Source organism: Chryseobacterium ureilyticum (assembly GCF_900156735.1).
Taxonomy (GTDB): Bacteria; Bacteroidota; Bacteroidia; order Flavobacteriales; family Weeksellaceae; genus Chryseobacterium; species Chryseobacterium ureilyticum.
This window is the reverse complement of the sequence record NZ_FTOL01000001.1, coordinates 700,885-719,944: the sequence shown is the minus strand read 5'-3', so window position 1 is coordinate 719,944 and position 19,060 is coordinate 700,885. Positions and strand designations below refer to the sequence as shown.

Sequence of the window (19,060 nt, the reverse complement as noted above, 5' to 3'; positions counted from 1 at the left end):
TTCTAAAAGTTTACGTTTACACCGAATACAAAAGATCTTAAAGTAGGATAAGCATTCAATTCTACCCCAGCCAGTTTGTAAGGATCACCTTCTGTTTTTGCATCTGCAGGATCATATCCTGATAATTCTGTTGAATAACCTGAATATTTTTGCCATACAAAAGGATTGATTGCACTTACATAAAACTTCACAGATTTCACATAATCCACTACATTTTTCACAGTATAACCAATTGATATATTATTAATTCTAAAATAATCTCCATCTTCAAGGTAATATGTAGATGCCAACGGATTATCTGTAGCTGGTTTTGGATTTGTACCATTTGGATTGGCTGAAGTCCAATAATCTTGCGCTACTGATGATTCAATATTTACGTTGTTACTTCTTTGAGCTTTTTTACCATTATAAACACTAAACCCAAATGCTCCATATCCATTTGCAGCAAAATCCCAGTTTTTATAGCTTACAGAAACATTAACTCCCAGCATTGACTTTGGAATATAAGAGTTGAAATATTTTCTATCCCCTGCATCCGCACGCCCTGTAATACCATTTCCGTTAAGGTCTTTATACTTCATATTTCCATTAGCATCCAAACCGTCGTATTCCCATAAATAAAAACTTCCTAACGCATGACCTACAGTAGAACCATTAAAGAGTTTTACCCATTCCCCGTTACTTAGACTTCCTCCGCTTAACTGAGCAATATTTTTGTTTGTATCGACTCTGGTAAGTGTATTTTCGTTGAAAGAGTAATTTGCCCCTAAAGAGTATGACCAGTTTTCGCCTACTTTATCAGCCCAGTTCATAGAGAATTCCATCCCTCTGTTTCTTACTGCCCCTACGTGAGAATAATAAGTTTCAGACTGTCCTGATGTCATATAATTCGTAATACCAAGAATAAGATTCGTTGTTTCTCTGTTATAAGCATCAATGCTACCTGTCAATCTTTTATTGAACATTCCGAAATCCAAACCTAAAGAGCTTTCTTCAGTAACCTCCCATCCTAATACAGGATCATATCCTTTGTTTACAGTAATACCATTACTTACCGGATTGGCATTTCCAAATCCATAGTTATAATTTACCCCAGAGTTTAAAGGAAGATAATTTAACGGAACTTTTTGGTTTCCTAATTTACCCCAACCTCCTCTTAATTTTAATAGATCAAAGAATCCATCTTTCATAAATTCTTCTTCAGAAATAATCCATCCTGCACCGAATGAAGGGAAAGTACCCCATTTTTGTCCAGCTGCAAACTGAGAAGATCCGTCACGTCTGATTGTTGCACTTAATAAATAACGATTCATTAATTTATACTGAGCTCGAGCAAAGTAAGAAACAGTTGTATTTCTATCGTATTTCACTGATTTTAAACTCTGAACATTATTCACATAATCAGTTCCATTTAAATTCCAGTAATTAGAATCATTTAGTAATAGATTTTTTCTTTTAACAATAAGCTGATCAATACCATTCATCACAGTAGTTTCAGTACCTATTGTTGCTTCAATATCATGAACTCCTAATTTTTTATTATATGTTAAATAATTGGATAAAGCCCAGTTATAATAATCTTCTCTTGTATTTTCAAGCGTATTTTTAGGATTTGTACTGGAAAAAGCGTTTGGAACTCTTGTAGGATCCCCAGCAAGCCAGATAGCAACTTCATCTTTAAAATTATAAGCTTTATAGTTACTATATTCTCCACTAAATTGAGATGTAAATTTCAACCCTTGAATAATATCTATATCTAGTTTCAGACCTCCTTGTAATACTGTATTTCTATTCTGCTCATTATTAAGCAATAACTGACTTACAGGGTTTGTTACATCATTAAACTTATAACCCGTATAATCTACAATACCAGTTGTAGTATTTACATATGGCATTCCAAACTGTCCGGAAGCATAATATACAGGAACCATTGGAGATTGCTTATACGCTGTAGTAAAAGCATTAAAAGGTTTAGGAGTAGCTTTTGTAAAGGCAACACTTAAATTTTGAGATAAGGTAATTCCCTTTGTAATTTTAAACTCATTATTAGTCCTAATCGTGGCACGGTTGTAATCTGTACCTCTCAAAATAGACTGCTCATCATAATTACTTAAACTAAAGAAATATTTTGCAGCCTCGGAAGAACCAGAAATAGAAAGATTATGCTGATTGTAAACACCCGTTCTTGTTATTTCTTTAAACCAGTCTGTATTTACCGGCTGATTAGTGGAAAAACGATCCTGATTAAGCGCTATATTATTGTAAGCAGCAAACTCTGACGCATTTGCCATTTTTACTGTTTTCAGAGGAGTTCTTACACCCACTAATCCATCATAAGAAACATTTAATTTTCCTTTTCCTGATTTTGTAGTGATGATAATTACCCCATTAGCAGCTCTGTTACCATAAATAGCCAATGCTGCCGCATCCTTTAGAATATCATAAGTTAAAATATCATTAGAATTGATATTATTGATATTATTGAAATACATTCCATCTACAACATACAATGGTGCTCTTGCACCTGTAACAGTTCCCATACCTCTAATCATTACAGAAGGTGTAGATCCCGGCATATCAGATGCGATAATCTGTACCCCTGCAGCTTTCCCTTGAATTGCCTGCGTAGCATTCAAAACCTTAGTTTTGGTTACTTCCTCGGCACTGATAGAGCTAATTGATGTGGTGTTATCCACTTTCTTACGACTACCATATCCAATCATGACAACTTCGTCAATTTTCTGGACCTTGGTGGAGTCATTTGTAACCTGTGCATTCACGTTCATTCCGAAGTATAAAACGGCGATGAGACATGGATACTTTAAATTACTTTGTTTCATATAGTTTCAATTTTATTCGTACAATCAAAATTTCGGCAACATCTTTATTTGAGTTAAATTAATTTCTCAAAAAAAGACATTAGCCAAAAATATAAAAAAAACTGAATCACGTTAAAGTCTGTTAAAAATTTAAAAACAATTCTTTTTTTTTAAACATAAACAAATAAATATCTAAAATTTACAAATTAAAAACCAAATTAAACATCAAATCATCATCATATCCTTAATTACAAAATATCAATTTCAGTTAAAAAATTCACCAAATCATAACACTAATTTTAATATTTTGTTAAATAGATAATAGTATTTACCTTTGGTGCAGTTTTTGAAAAAAGCAATAAAAAGATCAATGAAGAAATATATCATTGCAGCCGCCCTTACTATCGGGACCGGTGCTGTTATTACAACTACTGTACAATCTTGTACTACACTTGCCACTACCGATATGGGACTTTCTATTATTAAAAGAATGCTACTAAATGGTATTGACAAAGGAATGGGTATTTATACCAATAAAGAAGCCTTTTTACAGAATAATATGGTAGATAAAGCACTTCCTAAGGAATTGAGAGAAATAAACTCCCTTCTTGAGAAGATTGCACCATCATTGGTAGCCAAAGAAAGAGATTATATTGCTCAGGCTGCAGCTTATACTGTAAACACTTCCAGACCAATCTTACAGGGTGCAGTAAACAGCCTGAATGCACAGGATGTTACCAGAATTATTCAGGGAACTACAGCCACTCAAATTTTGAAGGAAAAAACATCGCAGCAACTTATTGCAGCTATTGCTCCAAAAGTAGATGAAAAGCTGAATGAATATGGAATCGTAAAAACCATCAATACAGCCTTGTCCGGAAGTAATTTTCTGGGAAGTCTTTTAGGCGGAAATACGAACACCGTAAATTCAGGTGGATTGAGTAAACTTGCCTCTGAACAACTGGTTAGCGGGCTTTTCAATATTATTGAAGATTATGAACATCAGAACTCCAAATCCCTGCTAGGACCATTTGGAAAATAAGAAAAATTTCGTTATATTTATATTATATTAATAATTGCAGATGGATATATTACAAGGAAATCAACACGCAAGTCCTGAAGATTTCTACAAGTCTTTAAAGGAAAAATTGGAAGATCATCATGATTTTCCTGAGGATTATTTATTTAAATTTATTATTCCTACAGACCAGACAAAACTTACTGAAATTTACAGAGTTTTTGATGGCATCAAGTTTACATTAGGAAACCGCGAAAGCAAAAATGGAAAATACACAGCCTGCAACGTGAATGCATTTGTATTGGATGCTAATCAGGTAGTGAATATTTATAAAGAAGTAGCAAAAATAGAAGGCGTTATTCTATTGTAAAACATTAAGGACTGTCAGATTTGGCAGTCTTTTTTATTTTTAAACACAATGGCTCCTTATAAAAAACAAAACCGGCTGCTTCTAGACGAAACAGCCGGTTTTTATATGTATTTATTATTTCTCAATAAAGAACTTTACATTTTCGATAGGTCTTCCCAACATTGCTACCGAACCTTTCACCAATATTGGTCGCTGGATCAATGATGGATTTTCAGACAGAATTTTGATCCACTCTTCTTCAGAATAATTTTTATCTGCATAATTTTCCATATATAGTTTATCCGTTTTACGAATGATATGGAAAACACTCTGATTCAATTTCTTCAATACCGTTTTAATTTCCAAAACACTCAATGGATCTTCAATGATATTGATAATCTCAAAAGACACTCCGTTTTCATCAAGATACTCCAATACAGCATTTGATTTGGAACAGCTTCCGTTATGTAAAACCTTGACTAACATTTCTATTTATTTTAAAAAATTAAACTCGTCCAATAACAAATTTAACAAGAATCTAATGGATGTTCTCTTAATATTCTGATAAAAATTTGTTAAAACAATCCGTGTAATTCTGTCTCTATTTTTTCAAGGATAAATCCAAAATCCTCAGGTTTTTCTACAAAATCCAGATTATCTACTTCAATTATTAAAAGTTTTCCTTCTGTGTAGTTGGATATCCATTTTTCATACTTCTGATTAAGCTTTGAAAGATATTCGATACTGATTGAAGCTTCATACTCACGTCCTCTTTTGTAGATTTTCTTTACAAGATTCGGAACGTCTGATTTTAGATAAATTAAAAGATCCGGTGCAGATACAAAAGATTTCATCAGATCAAAAACCGATGAATAGTTGTTGAAATCTCTGTCGGAAAGGAGATTCATATCATTTAAGTTTTCTGCAAAGATGTGTGCATCTTCATAAATGGTACGGTCCTGAATGATATTTTTACCGCTTTCTCTGATTTCTTTTACCTGACGGAATCTGCTTCCCAAGAAATATACCTGCAGTGCAAAGCTCCATTTGCTCATATCTGAATAGAAATCCTCCAAATAAGGATTATGATCTACGTCTTCAAACTGTGCATCCCATCCGTAATGCTTAGAAAGCATCGTAGTTAAAGTTGTTTTTCCTGCTCCAATGTTTCCTGTAACTGCAATATGCATATTCTTTTTCCTTGTATTTACTGATTAATTGATAAGCTTTTCTACGCCTGCAGTCTGAACTTCGGAAGCATCCTGAATCAACTTTTCCAATGTATTGTCTTGAGGTTTTATTTCTTCACCTTTTTCATTGGGTTTTTCTTCAGCACTTTCCGCAGGTTTATCTGTCGGTGGCTGTATTGCTTCAAGCTGTGTTTCCAGTTGTTTTTGCTGCCTGGCTTTCTTTACTTTTTCAAGACTGTAAAGATAGAGTTTGTTCCCGTTGATTTCAAAATAAGAAAGGATGTTTTTATCCACAATTTGTGCGTCCAGATCTTCAAAAAGAACTGCCATCCCTTTTTCAGGAACATATTTTAAAATTGAATTATTGGTAATTACTAATATATTATCGTTCTCTCTTCTGAAACGTTTCCCGTTATTTACCGGAGCTTCAAAGAGTTTTTCAAATTTGAGGCTATAAATCCGGATATGGTTTTTAGTAAGAATGTAAACCTTACTTTCATATACTAAAAGATCCATAAAGTCTTCAAAACTGACATCGAAAGGAAACGAATTTATCGTTGTATCATTCCTGAAATTGTACTGTATCAGACGTTTTGTGCTATCATCCAATAACCATAACTGTTGTAAATCTTCAGCATATGCCATTCTTATGAACCCAAATTTCTGTTTGAAATCAATGCGCTGAATTTCATTCATATTTTGATCTACAAATTTCATTTCCTGAGCATTTTCTGAAAATAAAGGTACATTCAATGGATTTTGCACGGATTGGACTTTATAAGGAACCGTAAGCATCATTTTCCCGATCTGTTTCCCTAAAGAATCATATTTCGTGAAACTGAAGTCTTTATTTTTATAGATATACAGATTTCCGTAGTCGTCGGCAAGCATATCTTTGGCTTCCTTCAGCTTTAAGGTATCTAAAGGAAGAACTTTCTGTGCTGCGGAAGAACAGAAAATGAAAATGCATATCAGATAGATTAATCTCAAAATTCTTTTTACTAAGATAGCGCTCCTTGTGGAACGCTACCAATATACATACTTTATTTTATTCAGTTAGAAATTGTTATCAAACTTTTATTATTTGATAACAACTTCATAAATCTTCGACCAGTTCTTACCTGTTACCAGCATATTATCACCTTTGAAAGCAATTCCGTTCAATACATCATCGCTTCCTTTTGTATTTTGTTTTGCAATTTCTGTGAAATCGAATGTTCCTACTACTTCACCAGTTTCCGGATTGATCTTTAGAATAATTGGTTTTTGCCAAACATTGGCATATACAAAACCTTTGTGATATTCCAGTTCATTTAATTGGTCATATGCCTGAGAGCTTCCTGCCACAGCAATATATTTGATCAGCTTTGAAGGATCATTCACATCAAGGAAATACAAAAGTTTACTTCCGTCTGATGCGATTAAGCTTTTACCATCATAAGTAAGTCCCCAACCTTCACCAAATACATTTGGATAAGCAAATTCAGAAAGAAGTTTTAATGAATTTTTATCATAAACATAACCTTTCTTGCTTTGCCAAGTCAGCTGATATACTTTATCTCCCACAATCGTACTTCCTTCAGAAAAGTCTTCCTGAGCTTGTTTTGTAGAAGCGAGTGGTGTTGTAGTTCCTAGTGTATATTTTAAAATCTGAGAAGAACCGTTCTGTCCGTCACTTTCATAAATGGTATTTCCTTCAATCTGGAATCCCTGTACAAAGTTTTTTGGATCGTGAGGATATTCTGCGATAATTTCGTAGGCTAGGTTCTTTTCAGGATTTTTTGCAAATACATTGATCGTTGCATCCTGATTCAATACTTCTCCGCCTTTGGTTTTGATATTAAATGTAACGGCATTATCTCCCAATGTAAAAAACTTAGGATCAATCGTCAAATTGGTAGTTTCTTTATCTCCAAAGCTAATGGTTACGCTTTCTGCATTTTCAGTCACCTCTTTCGGAAGCTGTAGCTTATCACCAAAATGATATCCTTTTGCTTCCATTGAATTATTATAGTTATTCAATGTATCAAGAATCTCTTTATCCTTATTACAAGATGCCAATAATAAAATCGCTGCGAAACCCGCTATTATACTTTTTTTCATTGATATTCTAAATATTTCCCCAAAAATAGCAAATTTTATTCCGTAATACCAACATTATCCACAGGTTCGCCAAATTGTAGGATATAAGCATTATTGTTACAGATCTAAAACCGTCTCACTTTCCATTCAAAATGAATCTAAAACATGGAACAAAGTCTGGTAAATTAATCATGCTTCCTGTAATTCAAAAGTTGTTTTATCAATCTTCATATTGATTGAAATCCACGTTTCATCATCAATTTTTGCTTCTTTTCTAACATCCGGATCAATAGTGAAACCAACTTTTTTGTAGCATTCAATGGCTCCGGTATTCCAATCGTAGACATTTAGTTCGGCAAGTTGTCTGCTATAATGGCTGAAACCGTATTTCAGAAGTTCCTGCATTACTTTTTTACCATAGCCTTTCCCTCTGTTGTTTGCATCCCAGATTAATATTCTTCCCAGCAGAAAAGTGTCTTCTTTTAAAAATATCTGGGCATGACCTATAACATTCTGATTCTCCAGATCTATAATTTTGAATAAGGTTCTGTTTTCATCAGACAAATCTCCTTGAAGCTGATCTGTCGTCAAAGGGAAGTGATACATGGGACCAGCGAATTGAAGTAGTGATCTTTCATCTTTTATATTTGAAATCAACGCTGGAACGTCATCGATGGTAAATAACTGTAACTCTATCATGGTTTATTTTCTACGTATTCTTTTAAACTTTGTCCTATAATAGCATTCCAACCTGCTGTAAAATTTACTCTTGAAAAGCCGTCTCCCAAATCTTTAAAGTTCTCAATTCCTTCATGGGTTAGCTTCACCAAAGTTCCTTGATCATCCGGTTGTAATTCCCAGATAACTGTGGTTTTCAGGGCTGAAAAATCAGGATACGCCCAGGAATGTTTTAATTTTTGATTGGGAATAATTTCCAGAATTTCACCTTGATGATGATATTTACTTTCGTCACCAGGTTCATAGAAATTAAATATCTTCCCTACTATTGGTTCAAAGTCTTCGATATTAAAATACCAGGACTTCATTTCATTTTTATCTGTTAATGCTTTCCATATTTTTTCAACAGGAGCATTGATCTTGTATTGAACAATAATGGGTGTATCCATATTATTAAAGTTTGAATGAACTACTATTTTTAACAACAAAAGTCACAAAAGAATTTTAGTACTTAAGTTGTTTTAAAGTTAATCATCTTACAGTTGTAAAGAGCACTTAAGTTTGAAAATTTGTAGATTTTCACTTTGTGTTAACTTTAATTTTAAACTTAGCTTAAATCCTTTTGTGACTTTTGCAGTTTATCGCTTCAAATATTATCAGTGAGAAAAGCCGGTAATTTTCGCTTCATCAAAATCCAATTGCATTTCGATGGTTCTCATCACATGATCATCAAATATTTTCTCCCTTTTCATTCTGTGAAGTTCGTTTCTCTGTGCTTGGATGACTTGGCGGAGCACATCTTTATTTTGGTTGATTGCGGTGACATAATCTCCTGTGGATGCCATACATTGAGCTTTATCTGCCATGAGCATCATTTCGTTTTCCAGTTTATGTTTCTGATGACGAACCAGGCTATTTGTTACTGTTAAATCTGCAAAATCATCGTCCAACTTGCGCAATGCCGTTTCTTTCAACTTACGCATTAAGATGACTTCCTGTTTTTCTTCAGGCAACTCGCTTCCCGCATCTTGTATATTTAACATTTTCAGGATCGGGCTAAGTAATAATCCCTGTCCTACCAATGTAATCAATATAATAACAAAAGTTACGAATAAAATAATATTACGGTGCGGAAAAGCTTCTCCATTGGGTAAAAAAGCGGGAATAGATAAAGCTGCCGCCAATGAAACCACTCCTCTCATCGCAGCAAAACTGATGATAAAAGGTTCTCTCCAATCCGGTTTGGGAACTTTTAGCCTTAATTCTTTAGAGCAAAGTCTTGGAAAATACATCAATGCATAGCTGTACACGATTCTCGTTCCGATAATTGCTCCACCGATCACCACGCTATAGAAAATACCTTCTGAAACAGTATAATCCGTTAATCCTTCAACTACTATTGGTAATTCAAGACCGATGAGGATGAAAATAATGGTATTCATCAAAAATATCAGCACACTCCAGACGTTTCCGGACTGAATTCTCGAGGTATGGCTTAAGTAGCAGTGCGAGTTATAAGACATCAACAATCCTCCCGCAACTACTGCCAATACTCCTGAGAAGTGAAAATGTTCCGCGCCGACGTACATGATGTAAGGAACGATCAACGTGATAACCGTATCAATATTTGAGTTTGTAGGAATAATCCTCAGCAATGCTCCAAAAGCAAAGCCTACAGCCACTCCTACAGCAATTCCACCAATCGCCATGGTAAAGAAATCCTGAACGGCATCTCTCCAAATAAACTGACCTGAAATAACGGCTGCCAAAGCAAATTTGAACACAATTAAACTGGATGCATCATTGATCAAGCTTTCTCCTTCCAGAATATTGGTAATCTTTTTGGGGATCTTCATATGTTTTAGTACCGAAGTGGCTGCTACCGCATCTGGTGGAGAATTTACACCTCCTAACAAGAATCCCATTGCCACTGTAAGCCCCGGAATAATAGATGATGAAAGATATGCAACAACAATTGACGTTAAAAACACCAGCCCAAATGCCATGGAAAAGATCTGTTTTCTCCATTTGTGAAAATCCTGCCATGAGGTAAACCATGCGGCTTCAAAAAGAATAGGCGGAAGAAAAATAAGGAAAACAAGATCGGGTTCTATTTCTACACGAGGCATTCCGGGAATGAAGCTTATCAGCAACCCTGCGATCACAAGGAAAATAGGATAAGCCACCTTTAGTTTCTGCCCAATCATTACTAATATCATTACAGACAGTAAGACTACAATGGATATTATAACATAGCTGTGAATCATTTTGATGTAGTTTTTTTAAGTATTATTTTTTGTTGAAGTTTAAACAAGGATTTATTTGATTTTTGTTCAAACTGTATAGTTTTTTTATCTGACCTAGATTGTATTAAAGTACAATATTATTCTTCGGAGTAATGGCTGGCGGAAGATCGGTTTCATCCAGCATATCTCTCATATCAATTTCTATGGTACGGCTGATCTGAGTGATAGGAACATCATTGGCACTTCCCTCGAAAGGGTTTACAGATGCCTCTCCTACGCTATCCAAGGTATGAAAGCACCATGTAACCAATAGTGAAAAGGGAATATTAAACCAAATTGTTAAGCCTTCTACTGCGGAACCTTCTCCCAGTTTATCAAATTCTTTTAATAGTCCGAAAGGAACAAATACAATGAATAATAATAAAAGATAAGTCGTAATGGAAGAAAAGTTTCTTGGATAAGGAAAATTCTTGATTCGCTCAGCTTTCCCCTGACTGTCTGTGAATTTCACCAATTGCTGGTTGATTTGCGTCCATTGAAAATCATTGATCTCTCCTTTTTCATAAGCTTCAGATAATTCTTTACTTTGACTTGCCATCAATTGGGTAGCTCTGTTCTTTTTACTTAAAATATACTGAAGTTCTGTTTCTGAAAGGTAATTTTTCAGTTCGTAATCCAGTTTTGTAACCCTTTCCGGGATTTCATATTTTTTGGCATATTCATCAAACTGTGCTGTTCCTGTATTTTCCCAGACTCTCGGTTCTCTAAGTTGAAATCGCAAAGCCGTAAGCCATGCATAATGACGGAGAAACATTTCTTTTACTTTATTCGGATCTTTTGAAGTAAGAGAATCTCTTAGAATATATCCAAAACTACGACTGTCATTGATGATCGCGCCATAAATCTGTCTTGCTTCCCAAAGCCTGCTGTAGCTCGCATTGTTTTTAAATCCTACAATAAAGGCAACGGCGGTTCCCATAATTGCAATGGGCTGCCAAGGCACAGAAAGGAATTTCCATCCCAGAAAATATAGAATGGTAGGAATGGCTGCCAATACAATTAAGGCGTAAATACTGCGACGTGTCCAATTGATAAATTCACGCGCGCCAAATCTTTTTCCTGAATGCATATGTGTTGTTTTTTGTGTTAATAATTTAATGTTTTTTCATCAGATCGCATTCAGCAAGGAGTGTCAATATTAGTTTTTGGTAAACGGAATATTGTTATAAAAACCAATCTGAATCTGTCCTCTGTTTCTGTTTTCCTGAATCTGGTTCATATACCCTGCTTCAATTCTCATATTTTTATTAATGACATATCCTAAAGCACCATATACCCTGTTTCTATCGAAGACCGGACTGTCAAAATGCAGGAAAATCTCATTATAAACGGATGCATACAGTGTTTTCGGCAGCATTTCCTTTTGGGTAATCGGGATATTAAATCCTAACATATAACGGAACCTCATCCTGAAATCGTCCTCTAAAAAACGTTCTTCCAAACGATAGCGATGCTGAAGATTAAAACGTCCAAACTTCTGTTTGGTAATAAACTGCTGGAAAATTCGGTGCTCTATATTTTCCTTTTTTTCTCCGTTTACATAAGGCTGGCTGAGAATAAATCCGTAACCCAACAATACATTATTATTGTTTTCCGTTAAATCATATCCTACCCCTGTACGAATCAAAAGCTGTTCAAGGTCTCCCACCGCATCAAAGTTTCGGTACTGAATCTCATTATGCCAGTTCAGTTTTTTACTGATCTTATTATTCCCAAAATACATATACCAGGCACCCAGATCACTTTTCTGTGCAAATGTAAAAACGGATCCCAAGCCCAATACCGTGAATGCCAACTTCGTAAAAATCTTTTTCATGTTTATCAATTACTATTATCTATCGTTTTTAACAAAATTAATATTTTAAATCAATAATAGCAAACATAATTTTCACCTCAATACTTTACGCTGAAATCACTAAATAATCTCCTTCTTTTTACTCAAAATTAAAAATAAAACCGACAGGTTGTACTGTCGGTTTGCATTTATAGTTTTATCTATATTATCTTACGGGTGTTGCTGCATTTTAGCCGGATCATCATAATTTACCATCCAGTTGATCCCGAATTTATCGGTAAACATTCCGAAATACGCTCCCCAAAATGTATCAGCCATTGGCATGGTAATCTGTCCTCCAGAAGAAAGACCATTGAAAAGTTTGTCTGCTTCTTCTTTAGATTCTGCATTGATGGAAATAGAGAAATTGTTTCCTGCTTTAAAATTAGAAGCCCATTCTCCACCTGTATCGCTTCCCATTAAAACCGTTTCTTTGGAAATCGGAAGGGTAACGTGCATGATTTTGTCTTTATCTTCCTCAGGAGTTTCTTTTCCTTCCATGGGAGGCATTTCTCCGAAAGTTCCGATATAAGGATATTCTCCTCCGAAAACTGATTTATAGAAATCAAATGCTTCTCTACAGTTTCCATTGAATGTTAAATAAACGTTTACTGATGCCATGATTGTTTTTTATTAGTTAAGTTTTAATTAGTTTTTAAAAGATGGTAACTTCAACTGTATCTTAGTACTACCTGTGTTGATCAATCAGAATCATATTCCCGTCAGGATCCTTCAGATAGATGTGTTCCGGTCCTGAAGTGGTTTCATCAGCTTCTTTTTCAATTTCTATTCCTCCTTCTTTTAAACGTTTCTGGATCTCTCGGACATCATCAAAAGATTCAAGGTTTTGTGCATTTTCGTCCCACCCAGGATTGAATGTAAGCATATTACCATCAAACATTGCCTGAAATAACCCGATCAAAGTAGATCCGTTTTTCATAATCAGATAATTTTGCTCTGTACCTCCTGCCATAGTAGTGAAGCCTAATTTTTCATAAAAATCCTTAGACTTCTGAAGGTCTTTTACACTTAAACTGATTGAAAATGCTCCTAGTTTCATATATTGATTGAGTTTAGATTGAGGCTGATTTTGAATATCAAGCCTTTTTAGAAGTTTATTTCTTATAAATATGAATAAACTGATTATTGATTTTTCAGGTTTGTTTTGAACTCTAATGTTCCGTCATAACTTTTCCAGTTTCCGACCAGCTCAATATATTCGCCTTCAATTTTTTCGGTTTTTCGGTTCCATTTAAAATTATAAACGAAACGACCTTTAAATAGTCCTGAATGTTTTCCTTTATTCTCTTCAGCCAATTCGTATTCCCCAAATACCGTTCCCTGTTTTTTGAAATCTTTATATTTCGAGATCGTAATTTTGCCTTCAAATTTTGCATAATTAGTATCTACAAGAGAGTATCCTGAAACAAAATACTCCTGATCATTCTTTTTATTCTGTTCAGCGGTATTGATCTTAAGTTTCAGTTCTTGTCCCTTACTTCCAATTGTTCCGATATAAGGTTTACTGTTATTCAGCCATGCATTTGAAATATCCGGCATTTGCCCCAACATAAAATTGGCAGCCAGAATGAAGAGCAATAAAAGTTTTTTCATAAAGTGATTTTTAAACTCCGAATTGTGACAGGTGATGGTTCAGATGTTTTGCAAACATATTATTCCATTCCTGCGCGTTTAATTTTCCAAAAGAGAAAGATTCTTTACCATCGAAGGCATCTGCTCCCAACTGCTGTGTTTTCTGAATAAAACCTATCAATCTTACTTTTTCGTCGTCGAAATTTTTTCTTCCTGTCACTAAAAACTGAGGGGCTGTAGGGGAATCTCTTGGGTATGATTTCTCACCCACTACTTTAGGTTTCACAAAAGTTTTCAGAATAAACTTGGCAATCGCTCCTGGCTTTTTATGCTTTTCCGGCTCGTATATCATTTCATAAGTTACACAACAGTGCGCCAGCATTTGGTCTACTGTCATTTTCCCCCATAATCCATGAGTATCTTCAACGAGTTTGTTTATTCTATCTATGTAGTTCTGAGCATCTTTTGCATCAAATACATTTTCCATATACTTTCTAAATTAACTATAGACAAATATATTAGTTTTTTCGTTTGATTTTTATCGACTACGATTTTTTTTGTTGTCGGTTTTGAGATAATAGTTAATGAGATTAAGAATCGGAAGGATTAAAAAACATACTACTCTATTTCAGACGTTACTTCTACTTCAATTTCCTGAGATGTTTCTTTTTTAAAGATAAACCAAAGCTTAATTTTTAAAGCAATCCATCCTATAATAGCATAAATTACCAGAAGAATACTTAAATGTTCTAAATATGGATATGTAAGTTCTACAGAACCTTTCTGAATCAATAAGATTTTAAATGCCTGTAGAAAAGGAGTTAATGGGATAATATTGGCGATAAACTGAACGAATGCAGGCATCGCACTTAATGGCCATGTGAAACCACTGATGATGAATGCCGGAGAAGCAATAACCATAAGAATCTGTGTTGCTTTCAACGCATCCGGGATCAATATACTGATGAATACACCAAGGAAAGATGCAGACCCTACAAAAACGGAGGTCAGAAGAATAAAATTGAATATTCCTTCCGGCATCGGAACCCTGAAAATCATATGCATAAAGTAATAGATACTTACGATCAGAATAGAGGAAATCCAGATGGGAATTACCTTAATCAACATTGTTGGGAATGCCCATTTTTTCATTTTTCGGTATTCCTTTACAAAGGATCCTCTCTCAAATTCTGCGGCAAAACTTACTGCCATTGCCAGCAAAATGACCTGTTGTAATACGACAGCCAGCATTGCAGGCCACATGAAGATCAGATAGTTTCCTGTGGTATTGAAAAGTGTAATATAATTAGCTTTGAAAGGCTCGTATTGTGTAGCAGCTTTTGCAGCAGGCATTCCAGCTTTTTGCAGGGCTTTGATAGATGCTCCAGCAGAGAATGTTCCGATGGTAAGCTGAAGTGCTTTTGAAGCGAAGTTTGCCGTCAAAACGTTTCCTGTATTGATATAAACATTCAGTTCAGGGTACTTTTTCTGAAGCATATCTCCTTCAAAGCGTGAGGGAATAATAACAACTGCCGCTGCTTCATGCCTGATCACCTCATCTTTTATACTTAAAGGTTCCTGTATATACTTGATGATCTTAATACTTTTATTATCATCCAGCATTTCCGTCAATTGGTTTGATAGCGGAGTGTTATCTCTGTCAACAACTAATACAGGGGTATTTTCAACTTTTCCGCTTTTGTAGACAAATCCCAGCAAGGTTGCATAAAAGACCGGTGCCAAAAAGAACACAGTCCTTAAGGTAGAATTGCCGATAAAAAGCTTGAACTCACGTTTTAAAAGACGGAAAAATTCCTTCATCTGTATATTTTAATATTTTTAAAAATCAACTGGAAAGCATTTCTCTCCGAAAAGCCTCCATTATCTTTAATCTCTTATTATTTCAGGATTACATTGGCATTCACTAAAAGACTTTTTGCTTTATTCATATCCCTAGGCTTTACCTTGATCTCGTAGATAGCGTCCTGTAGCTGATAATCAGGGTAAGCTGTGGTAATATCTGCGTATCTTGTCAATTGCTTGATATAAACTACACTTCCTTCCAGATTTTCTTTATTGTAAACCACCTGCATATTCACGTCCTGCCCTTTCTTGTATTTTGAAATAGCACTTTCAGGAACAGTAAATCTGAAATAAGTACTTTCAGGAATATATCCGTTGAATAATGCAAAACCGGCTGTTGCCAATTCTCCCGTATTCAGGCTTATCGTTTCAATTTCCATATCGTTGGTAGCAATTATATATCGTTCTGAATAAGCCACATTAGCTTCCTGCAATGCACCCTTAGCCTGAGATGCCTGTCCTGCAGCCATTTCTATTTTCTCGAAACGGGTTCCTCTGTTTACATCGTCCAATTCTGCTACTACCGCATCATATTGAGCTTTTGCACCCTGAAGTTTTGCATATATTTCATCGTGTGCCTGTGGAGACATTAAACTGTCACGGAACATATTGTTGGCTCTTCTGTAGGATTTTTGCGCAAATTCGTACTGTTCTTTCAGTCCTTTATATTTTGCCTGAAGCTGTTTCAACTGGTCAGGAGTAGCTCCGTTTTTAGCCATTTGTTCCTGAGCTGTAGCCGCACTTACTGCACCCTGCGCCTGTGCTATCTTTGCTGAAACTTCCGGTACATCAAGCTGAGCCAGGGTATCCCCTTTTTTCACAGTTTGCCCTTCAGATACGTATATTTTTAAGATTCTTCCGGTAACCTTTGGAGCAAAAGAGATCACATCTTTTTTAGTTTTTCCCTCCGGATCCTTTATCTTTTCGTTTTTCTTGTCGCAACTTCCCAATAAAAACAGAGAAGCAATGAGTATAGATATATTTTTATGCATCATTTTAATTTTTAAGGGATTAAGTAAAATTTGGTAATATCCAGTTCCTGAGTAGATCTCATCAGCTCTATTCCAGCCCTTCTCTGGTTGAAAATCGCATTCTGATATTCCAGTTCTGAAGCTTCCAGATCATTTTCAGCATCAATAAGCTGGGAAGATTTGCTCATTCCGTATCTGAATTCTTTTTCAGCCTGTACCAATGCATTTTTTGCGAGCTCTTTTTCTTTAGCCTTTAAAGTGATTTGCGCCGTAGCAATATCATAATTGGTTTGGTTATTCGCCAGGTTCAATGATAATTTTTTCAATGCATCTTCTTTCTGATTTTGTAAGACTTCTCTACCAACTTTAGCTGTTTCTTCGGCATGTTTCCCTTCTTTTCCGTCAAAAATTTCCCATTTGAATCCAACACCTGCTGTGATTAGAGGGAAAATATTGATGTTGTTGGGGCTCCAATCCAGTTTTTTGCCTTCATATCCAAGAATCGGAACGGCAGGAATTATATTTTCAGAACTTTTGATACGGTTTCCATATAAACCGATGTAGTATGCAGAAGCCATCAATTGTACCTTTGGAATCATCCATGTTCTTTCTGCTTTTATTTTATAATTGGCAGCACTGATACCATGTTCAAGCGCACGAACTTCAGCTCTCTGCTCAATTCCTTTTTCGGCAGCCAGTAATTCTACAGGAGACAATGTAGGATCGATCATTCTGAGACGCTCTTTACCAATTCCTGTTAAAATATAAAGCTGGGTAAGAAGCAATTCTTTTTTACCTTCATATTCTACCAATTTTGCATTTAGAGTAGCCTGAGCCAGTTCAATTTTCTTATGGTCATAAGGAGTGATCAAACCGTAACCTAGTGCTTTATCTGCTGTTTTTTTGTTGATATCCAGTCTTTTTTCACTTTCATCCAAAACCTTTTTCGACTGATGAATCAATGCCAGCTGATCGTAAGCTCTGGAAATAGTAGCCATCACCTCGTCTCTGGATTTTTCCAACAAGATATCCTCAGATTTTTTCTTTTCCTCAACAGCTTTTTTCAGGTACTTTACTTTACCTCCTGAATATAAAAGCATTTTCGCTTCCGCTTTGGCAACGCCTGAGAATCCTGAGACATTAAAGTTATTATTGAAAGTACCTTCAGCGATATTAATAAAAGGAGCCAGATTGATCTCTGGTGACGTCAGTCTTGCTGTTCCGTTAAGATAGCCAGCCTTACCACTTAATTCCAGGGTAGGAAGAAAGATGTCTTTCAGTTTATGTTCGTCAAGATCGGTAAGTTTATTTTGGGTAATCTGCATTTTAAGATTCGAGTCCCGAACCATAGCACTATCAAGAAGTTCTTTAAAATCCGGCGCAGACTGAGCCCAGCCCCAAACAGGAAAAGCAAAAAAACTAAACGTAAAAATCAATAAATTGTTTTTCATGGTTTATGTTTATAACAAATATAATGCAAAAATTGTTAAAATAATTAAGGAATAATAAATAAAACCATGAATTTAAATTAAGTTTAAAATCCGTTTAAGTATAATCTCCTTTGAAATAAAGTATTATCAAATCTGTTTAAATCTTAATTAAAAACTAAAAAACTTTGAAAAAAATTATAACTCTACTTTTAACGCTTGTCTTTCACACTCTTTTTCCCAACAAATAAAGGGTTTATAAGTGTCTTTAGATGAAAAAAACAGACAATAATATTTCGAAATAAAAACATTTTCTCATGAATAATTGATTGATCATTGGATCGTGTAATCTCACCCGTTTCAATAAATTTAAAACAAAAACTCCTCACATTGCTGCGAGGAGTTTTTTATATAATAATAGTCTTTGTTCAGGTATTATTTCTGAACGGCTTTTTTCATTGCTTTATCAGCTCTTAGAACTCTGTAACGTACTTCAATATCTTTCGGCACATAGAATACTAATGGAAGTTTACTGTTATATCTTACAATTTCCGGGCTCATTGTTACAAACTTTTTAGTCAGTTTATTATCAAGACAACCTTTCAGTGTTCCTGCCGTATCTCCATTGGATTCTACTTCATAATAGTTGTAACCCCATCCCTGAAGATCCTGGCTTTTCATTTGTCCTGAAAGAAAATAATTGTTACAGTCTAACATTTTCTCAACGCCTACAAAAATTTCAACTTTTAAGTCTTCTTCATTTTTTGAAACCGGAAGCTGAATATATACCTGCTTATATCCTTCTTTAGCTTTTGGGAACATTTCGATCTGCAGTTTTTCAAACTTCTCTGCTTTCTTTTGTGCGAAAGCGCTTACTCCTACCATTAATGCTAATCCTGTAAATAAAGTTTTTGAAAATTTCATTTTATT

Annotated in this window: 20 protein-coding genes; 2 read left to right on the top strand and 18 right to left on the bottom strand. The window is 35.0% G+C overall.

From position 1 onward, the window contains the following. Positions 1–2: 2 nt before the first annotated feature. A complete protein-coding gene (locus BW983_RS02945; RefSeq protein ID WP_076549810.1) occupies positions 3–2,840 on the bottom strand; it encodes a SusC/RagA family TonB-linked outer membrane protein in 2,838 nt (945 codons plus the stop codon). A 349-nt stretch (positions 2,841–3,189) separates the two neighbouring features. Here BW983_RS02945 and BW983_RS02940 point away from each other — a divergent pair, with 349 nt between their 5' ends. Both BW983_RS02940 and BW983_RS02935 read left to right on the top strand, forming a co-directional pair. Beyond that, a complete protein-coding gene (locus BW983_RS02940; RefSeq protein ID WP_076549809.1) occupies positions 3,190–3,861 on the top strand; it encodes a DUF4197 family protein in 672 nt (223 codons plus the stop codon). A 40-nt stretch (positions 3,862–3,901) separates the two neighbouring features. Further along, the gene (locus tag BW983_RS02935; RefSeq protein ID WP_076549807.1) at positions 3,902–4,207 is read left to right on the top strand and encodes a DUF493 family protein; all 306 of its coding nucleotides are present in this window, start codon (positions 3,902–3,904) and stop codon (positions 4,205–4,207) included. A 114-nt stretch (positions 4,208–4,321) separates the two neighbouring features. Here the strand turns inward: BW983_RS02935 and BW983_RS02930 are convergent, their stop codons facing one another. The 17 genes from BW983_RS02930 to BW983_RS02850 form a co-directional block, all read right to left on the bottom strand. Beyond that, positions 4,322–4,672, bottom strand: coding sequence for an ArsC/Spx/MgsR family protein (locus BW983_RS02930; RefSeq protein WP_076549806.1), 351 nt, complete (start codon positions 4,670–4,672; stop codon positions 4,322–4,324). Positions 4,673–4,761: 89 nt separating this feature from the next. Then, a complete protein-coding gene (locus tag BW983_RS02925; RefSeq protein WP_076549804.1) occupies positions 4,762–5,376 on the bottom strand; it encodes a deoxynucleoside kinase in 615 nt (204 codons plus the stop codon). 24 nt (positions 5,377–5,400) lie between these two features. Further along, on the bottom strand, positions 5,401–6,366 hold the full coding sequence (locus tag BW983_RS02920) for a hypothetical protein (RefSeq protein ID WP_076549802.1): 966 nt from the start codon (positions 6,364–6,366) through the stop codon (positions 5,401–5,403). A 90-nt stretch (positions 6,367–6,456) separates the two neighbouring features. Further along, the gene (locus tag BW983_RS02915; protein WP_076549800.1) at positions 6,457–7,479 is read right to left on the bottom strand and encodes a glutaminyl-peptide cyclotransferase; all 1,023 of its coding nucleotides are present in this window, start codon (positions 7,477–7,479) and stop codon (positions 6,457–6,459) included. Positions 7,480–7,647: 168 nt separating this feature from the next. Next, entirely contained in the window at positions 7,648–8,157 is a 510-nt protein-coding gene (locus BW983_RS02910) for a GNAT family N-acetyltransferase (protein WP_076549798.1), read from the bottom strand. Then, positions 8,154–8,585, bottom strand: a complete 432-nt coding sequence (locus BW983_RS02905) for an SRPBCC family protein (RefSeq protein WP_076549796.1) — start codon at positions 8,583–8,585, stop codon at positions 8,154–8,156. Before BW983_RS02905 ends, BW983_RS02910 begins: the two co-directional genes overlap by 4 nt. Before the next feature lie 207 nt (positions 8,586–8,792). Beyond that, on the bottom strand, positions 8,793–10,403 hold the full coding sequence (locus BW983_RS02900; protein ID WP_076549794.1) for a Na+/H+ antiporter: 1,611 nt from the start codon (positions 10,401–10,403) through the stop codon (positions 8,793–8,795). Positions 10,404–10,506: 103 nt separating this feature from the next. Then, positions 10,507–11,511, bottom strand: coding sequence for a bestrophin family protein (locus tag BW983_RS02895; RefSeq protein ID WP_076549792.1), 1,005 nt, complete (start codon positions 11,509–11,511; stop codon positions 10,507–10,509). A gap of 69 nt (positions 11,512–11,580) precedes the next feature. Continuing rightward, positions 11,581–12,258, bottom strand: coding sequence for a DUF2490 domain-containing protein (locus BW983_RS02890; protein WP_076549790.1), 678 nt, complete (start codon positions 12,256–12,258; stop codon positions 11,581–11,583). Positions 12,259–12,447: 189 nt separating this feature from the next. Beyond that, positions 12,448–12,897 carry a VOC family protein gene (locus tag BW983_RS02885; protein WP_076549788.1) on the bottom strand — a complete coding sequence of 150 codons (450 nt, stop codon included), beginning with the start codon at positions 12,895–12,897 and terminating at the stop codon, positions 12,448–12,450. 67 nt (positions 12,898–12,964) lie between these two features. Then, positions 12,965–13,336: a VOC family protein gene (locus BW983_RS02880; protein WP_076549786.1), complete on the bottom strand. Its 372-nt coding sequence runs from the start codon at positions 13,334–13,336 to the stop codon at positions 12,965–12,967. A gap of 83 nt (positions 13,337–13,419) precedes the next feature. Next, on the bottom strand, positions 13,420–13,890 hold the full coding sequence (locus BW983_RS02875) for a hypothetical protein (protein WP_076549784.1): 471 nt from the start codon (positions 13,888–13,890) through the stop codon (positions 13,420–13,422). Positions 13,891–13,900: 10 nt separating this feature from the next. Further along, positions 13,901–14,356 carry a DUF1569 domain-containing protein gene (locus tag BW983_RS02870; RefSeq protein WP_076549782.1) on the bottom strand — a complete coding sequence of 152 codons (456 nt, stop codon included), beginning with the start codon at positions 14,354–14,356 and terminating at the stop codon, positions 13,901–13,903. Positions 14,357–14,487: 131 nt separating this feature from the next. Beyond that, on the bottom strand, positions 14,488–15,690 hold the full coding sequence (locus BW983_RS02865) for an ABC transporter permease (protein ID WP_076549781.1): 1,203 nt from the start codon (positions 15,688–15,690) through the stop codon (positions 14,488–14,490). Positions 15,691–15,767: 77 nt separating this feature from the next. After that, a complete protein-coding gene (locus BW983_RS02860; RefSeq protein ID WP_076550804.1) occupies positions 15,768–16,724 on the bottom strand; it encodes an HlyD family secretion protein in 957 nt (318 codons plus the stop codon). Between the two features lie 11 nt (positions 16,725–16,735). After that, positions 16,736–18,154: a TolC family protein gene (locus BW983_RS02855; RefSeq protein ID WP_076549779.1), complete on the bottom strand. Its 1,419-nt coding sequence runs from the start codon at positions 18,152–18,154 to the stop codon at positions 16,736–16,738. Positions 18,155–18,565: 411 nt separating this feature from the next. Further along, positions 18,566–19,054 carry an ecotin gene (locus BW983_RS02850; protein WP_076549778.1) on the bottom strand — a complete coding sequence of 163 codons (489 nt, stop codon included), beginning with the start codon at positions 19,052–19,054 and terminating at the stop codon, positions 18,566–18,568. Between the last annotated feature and the right edge of the window lie 6 nt (positions 19,055–19,060).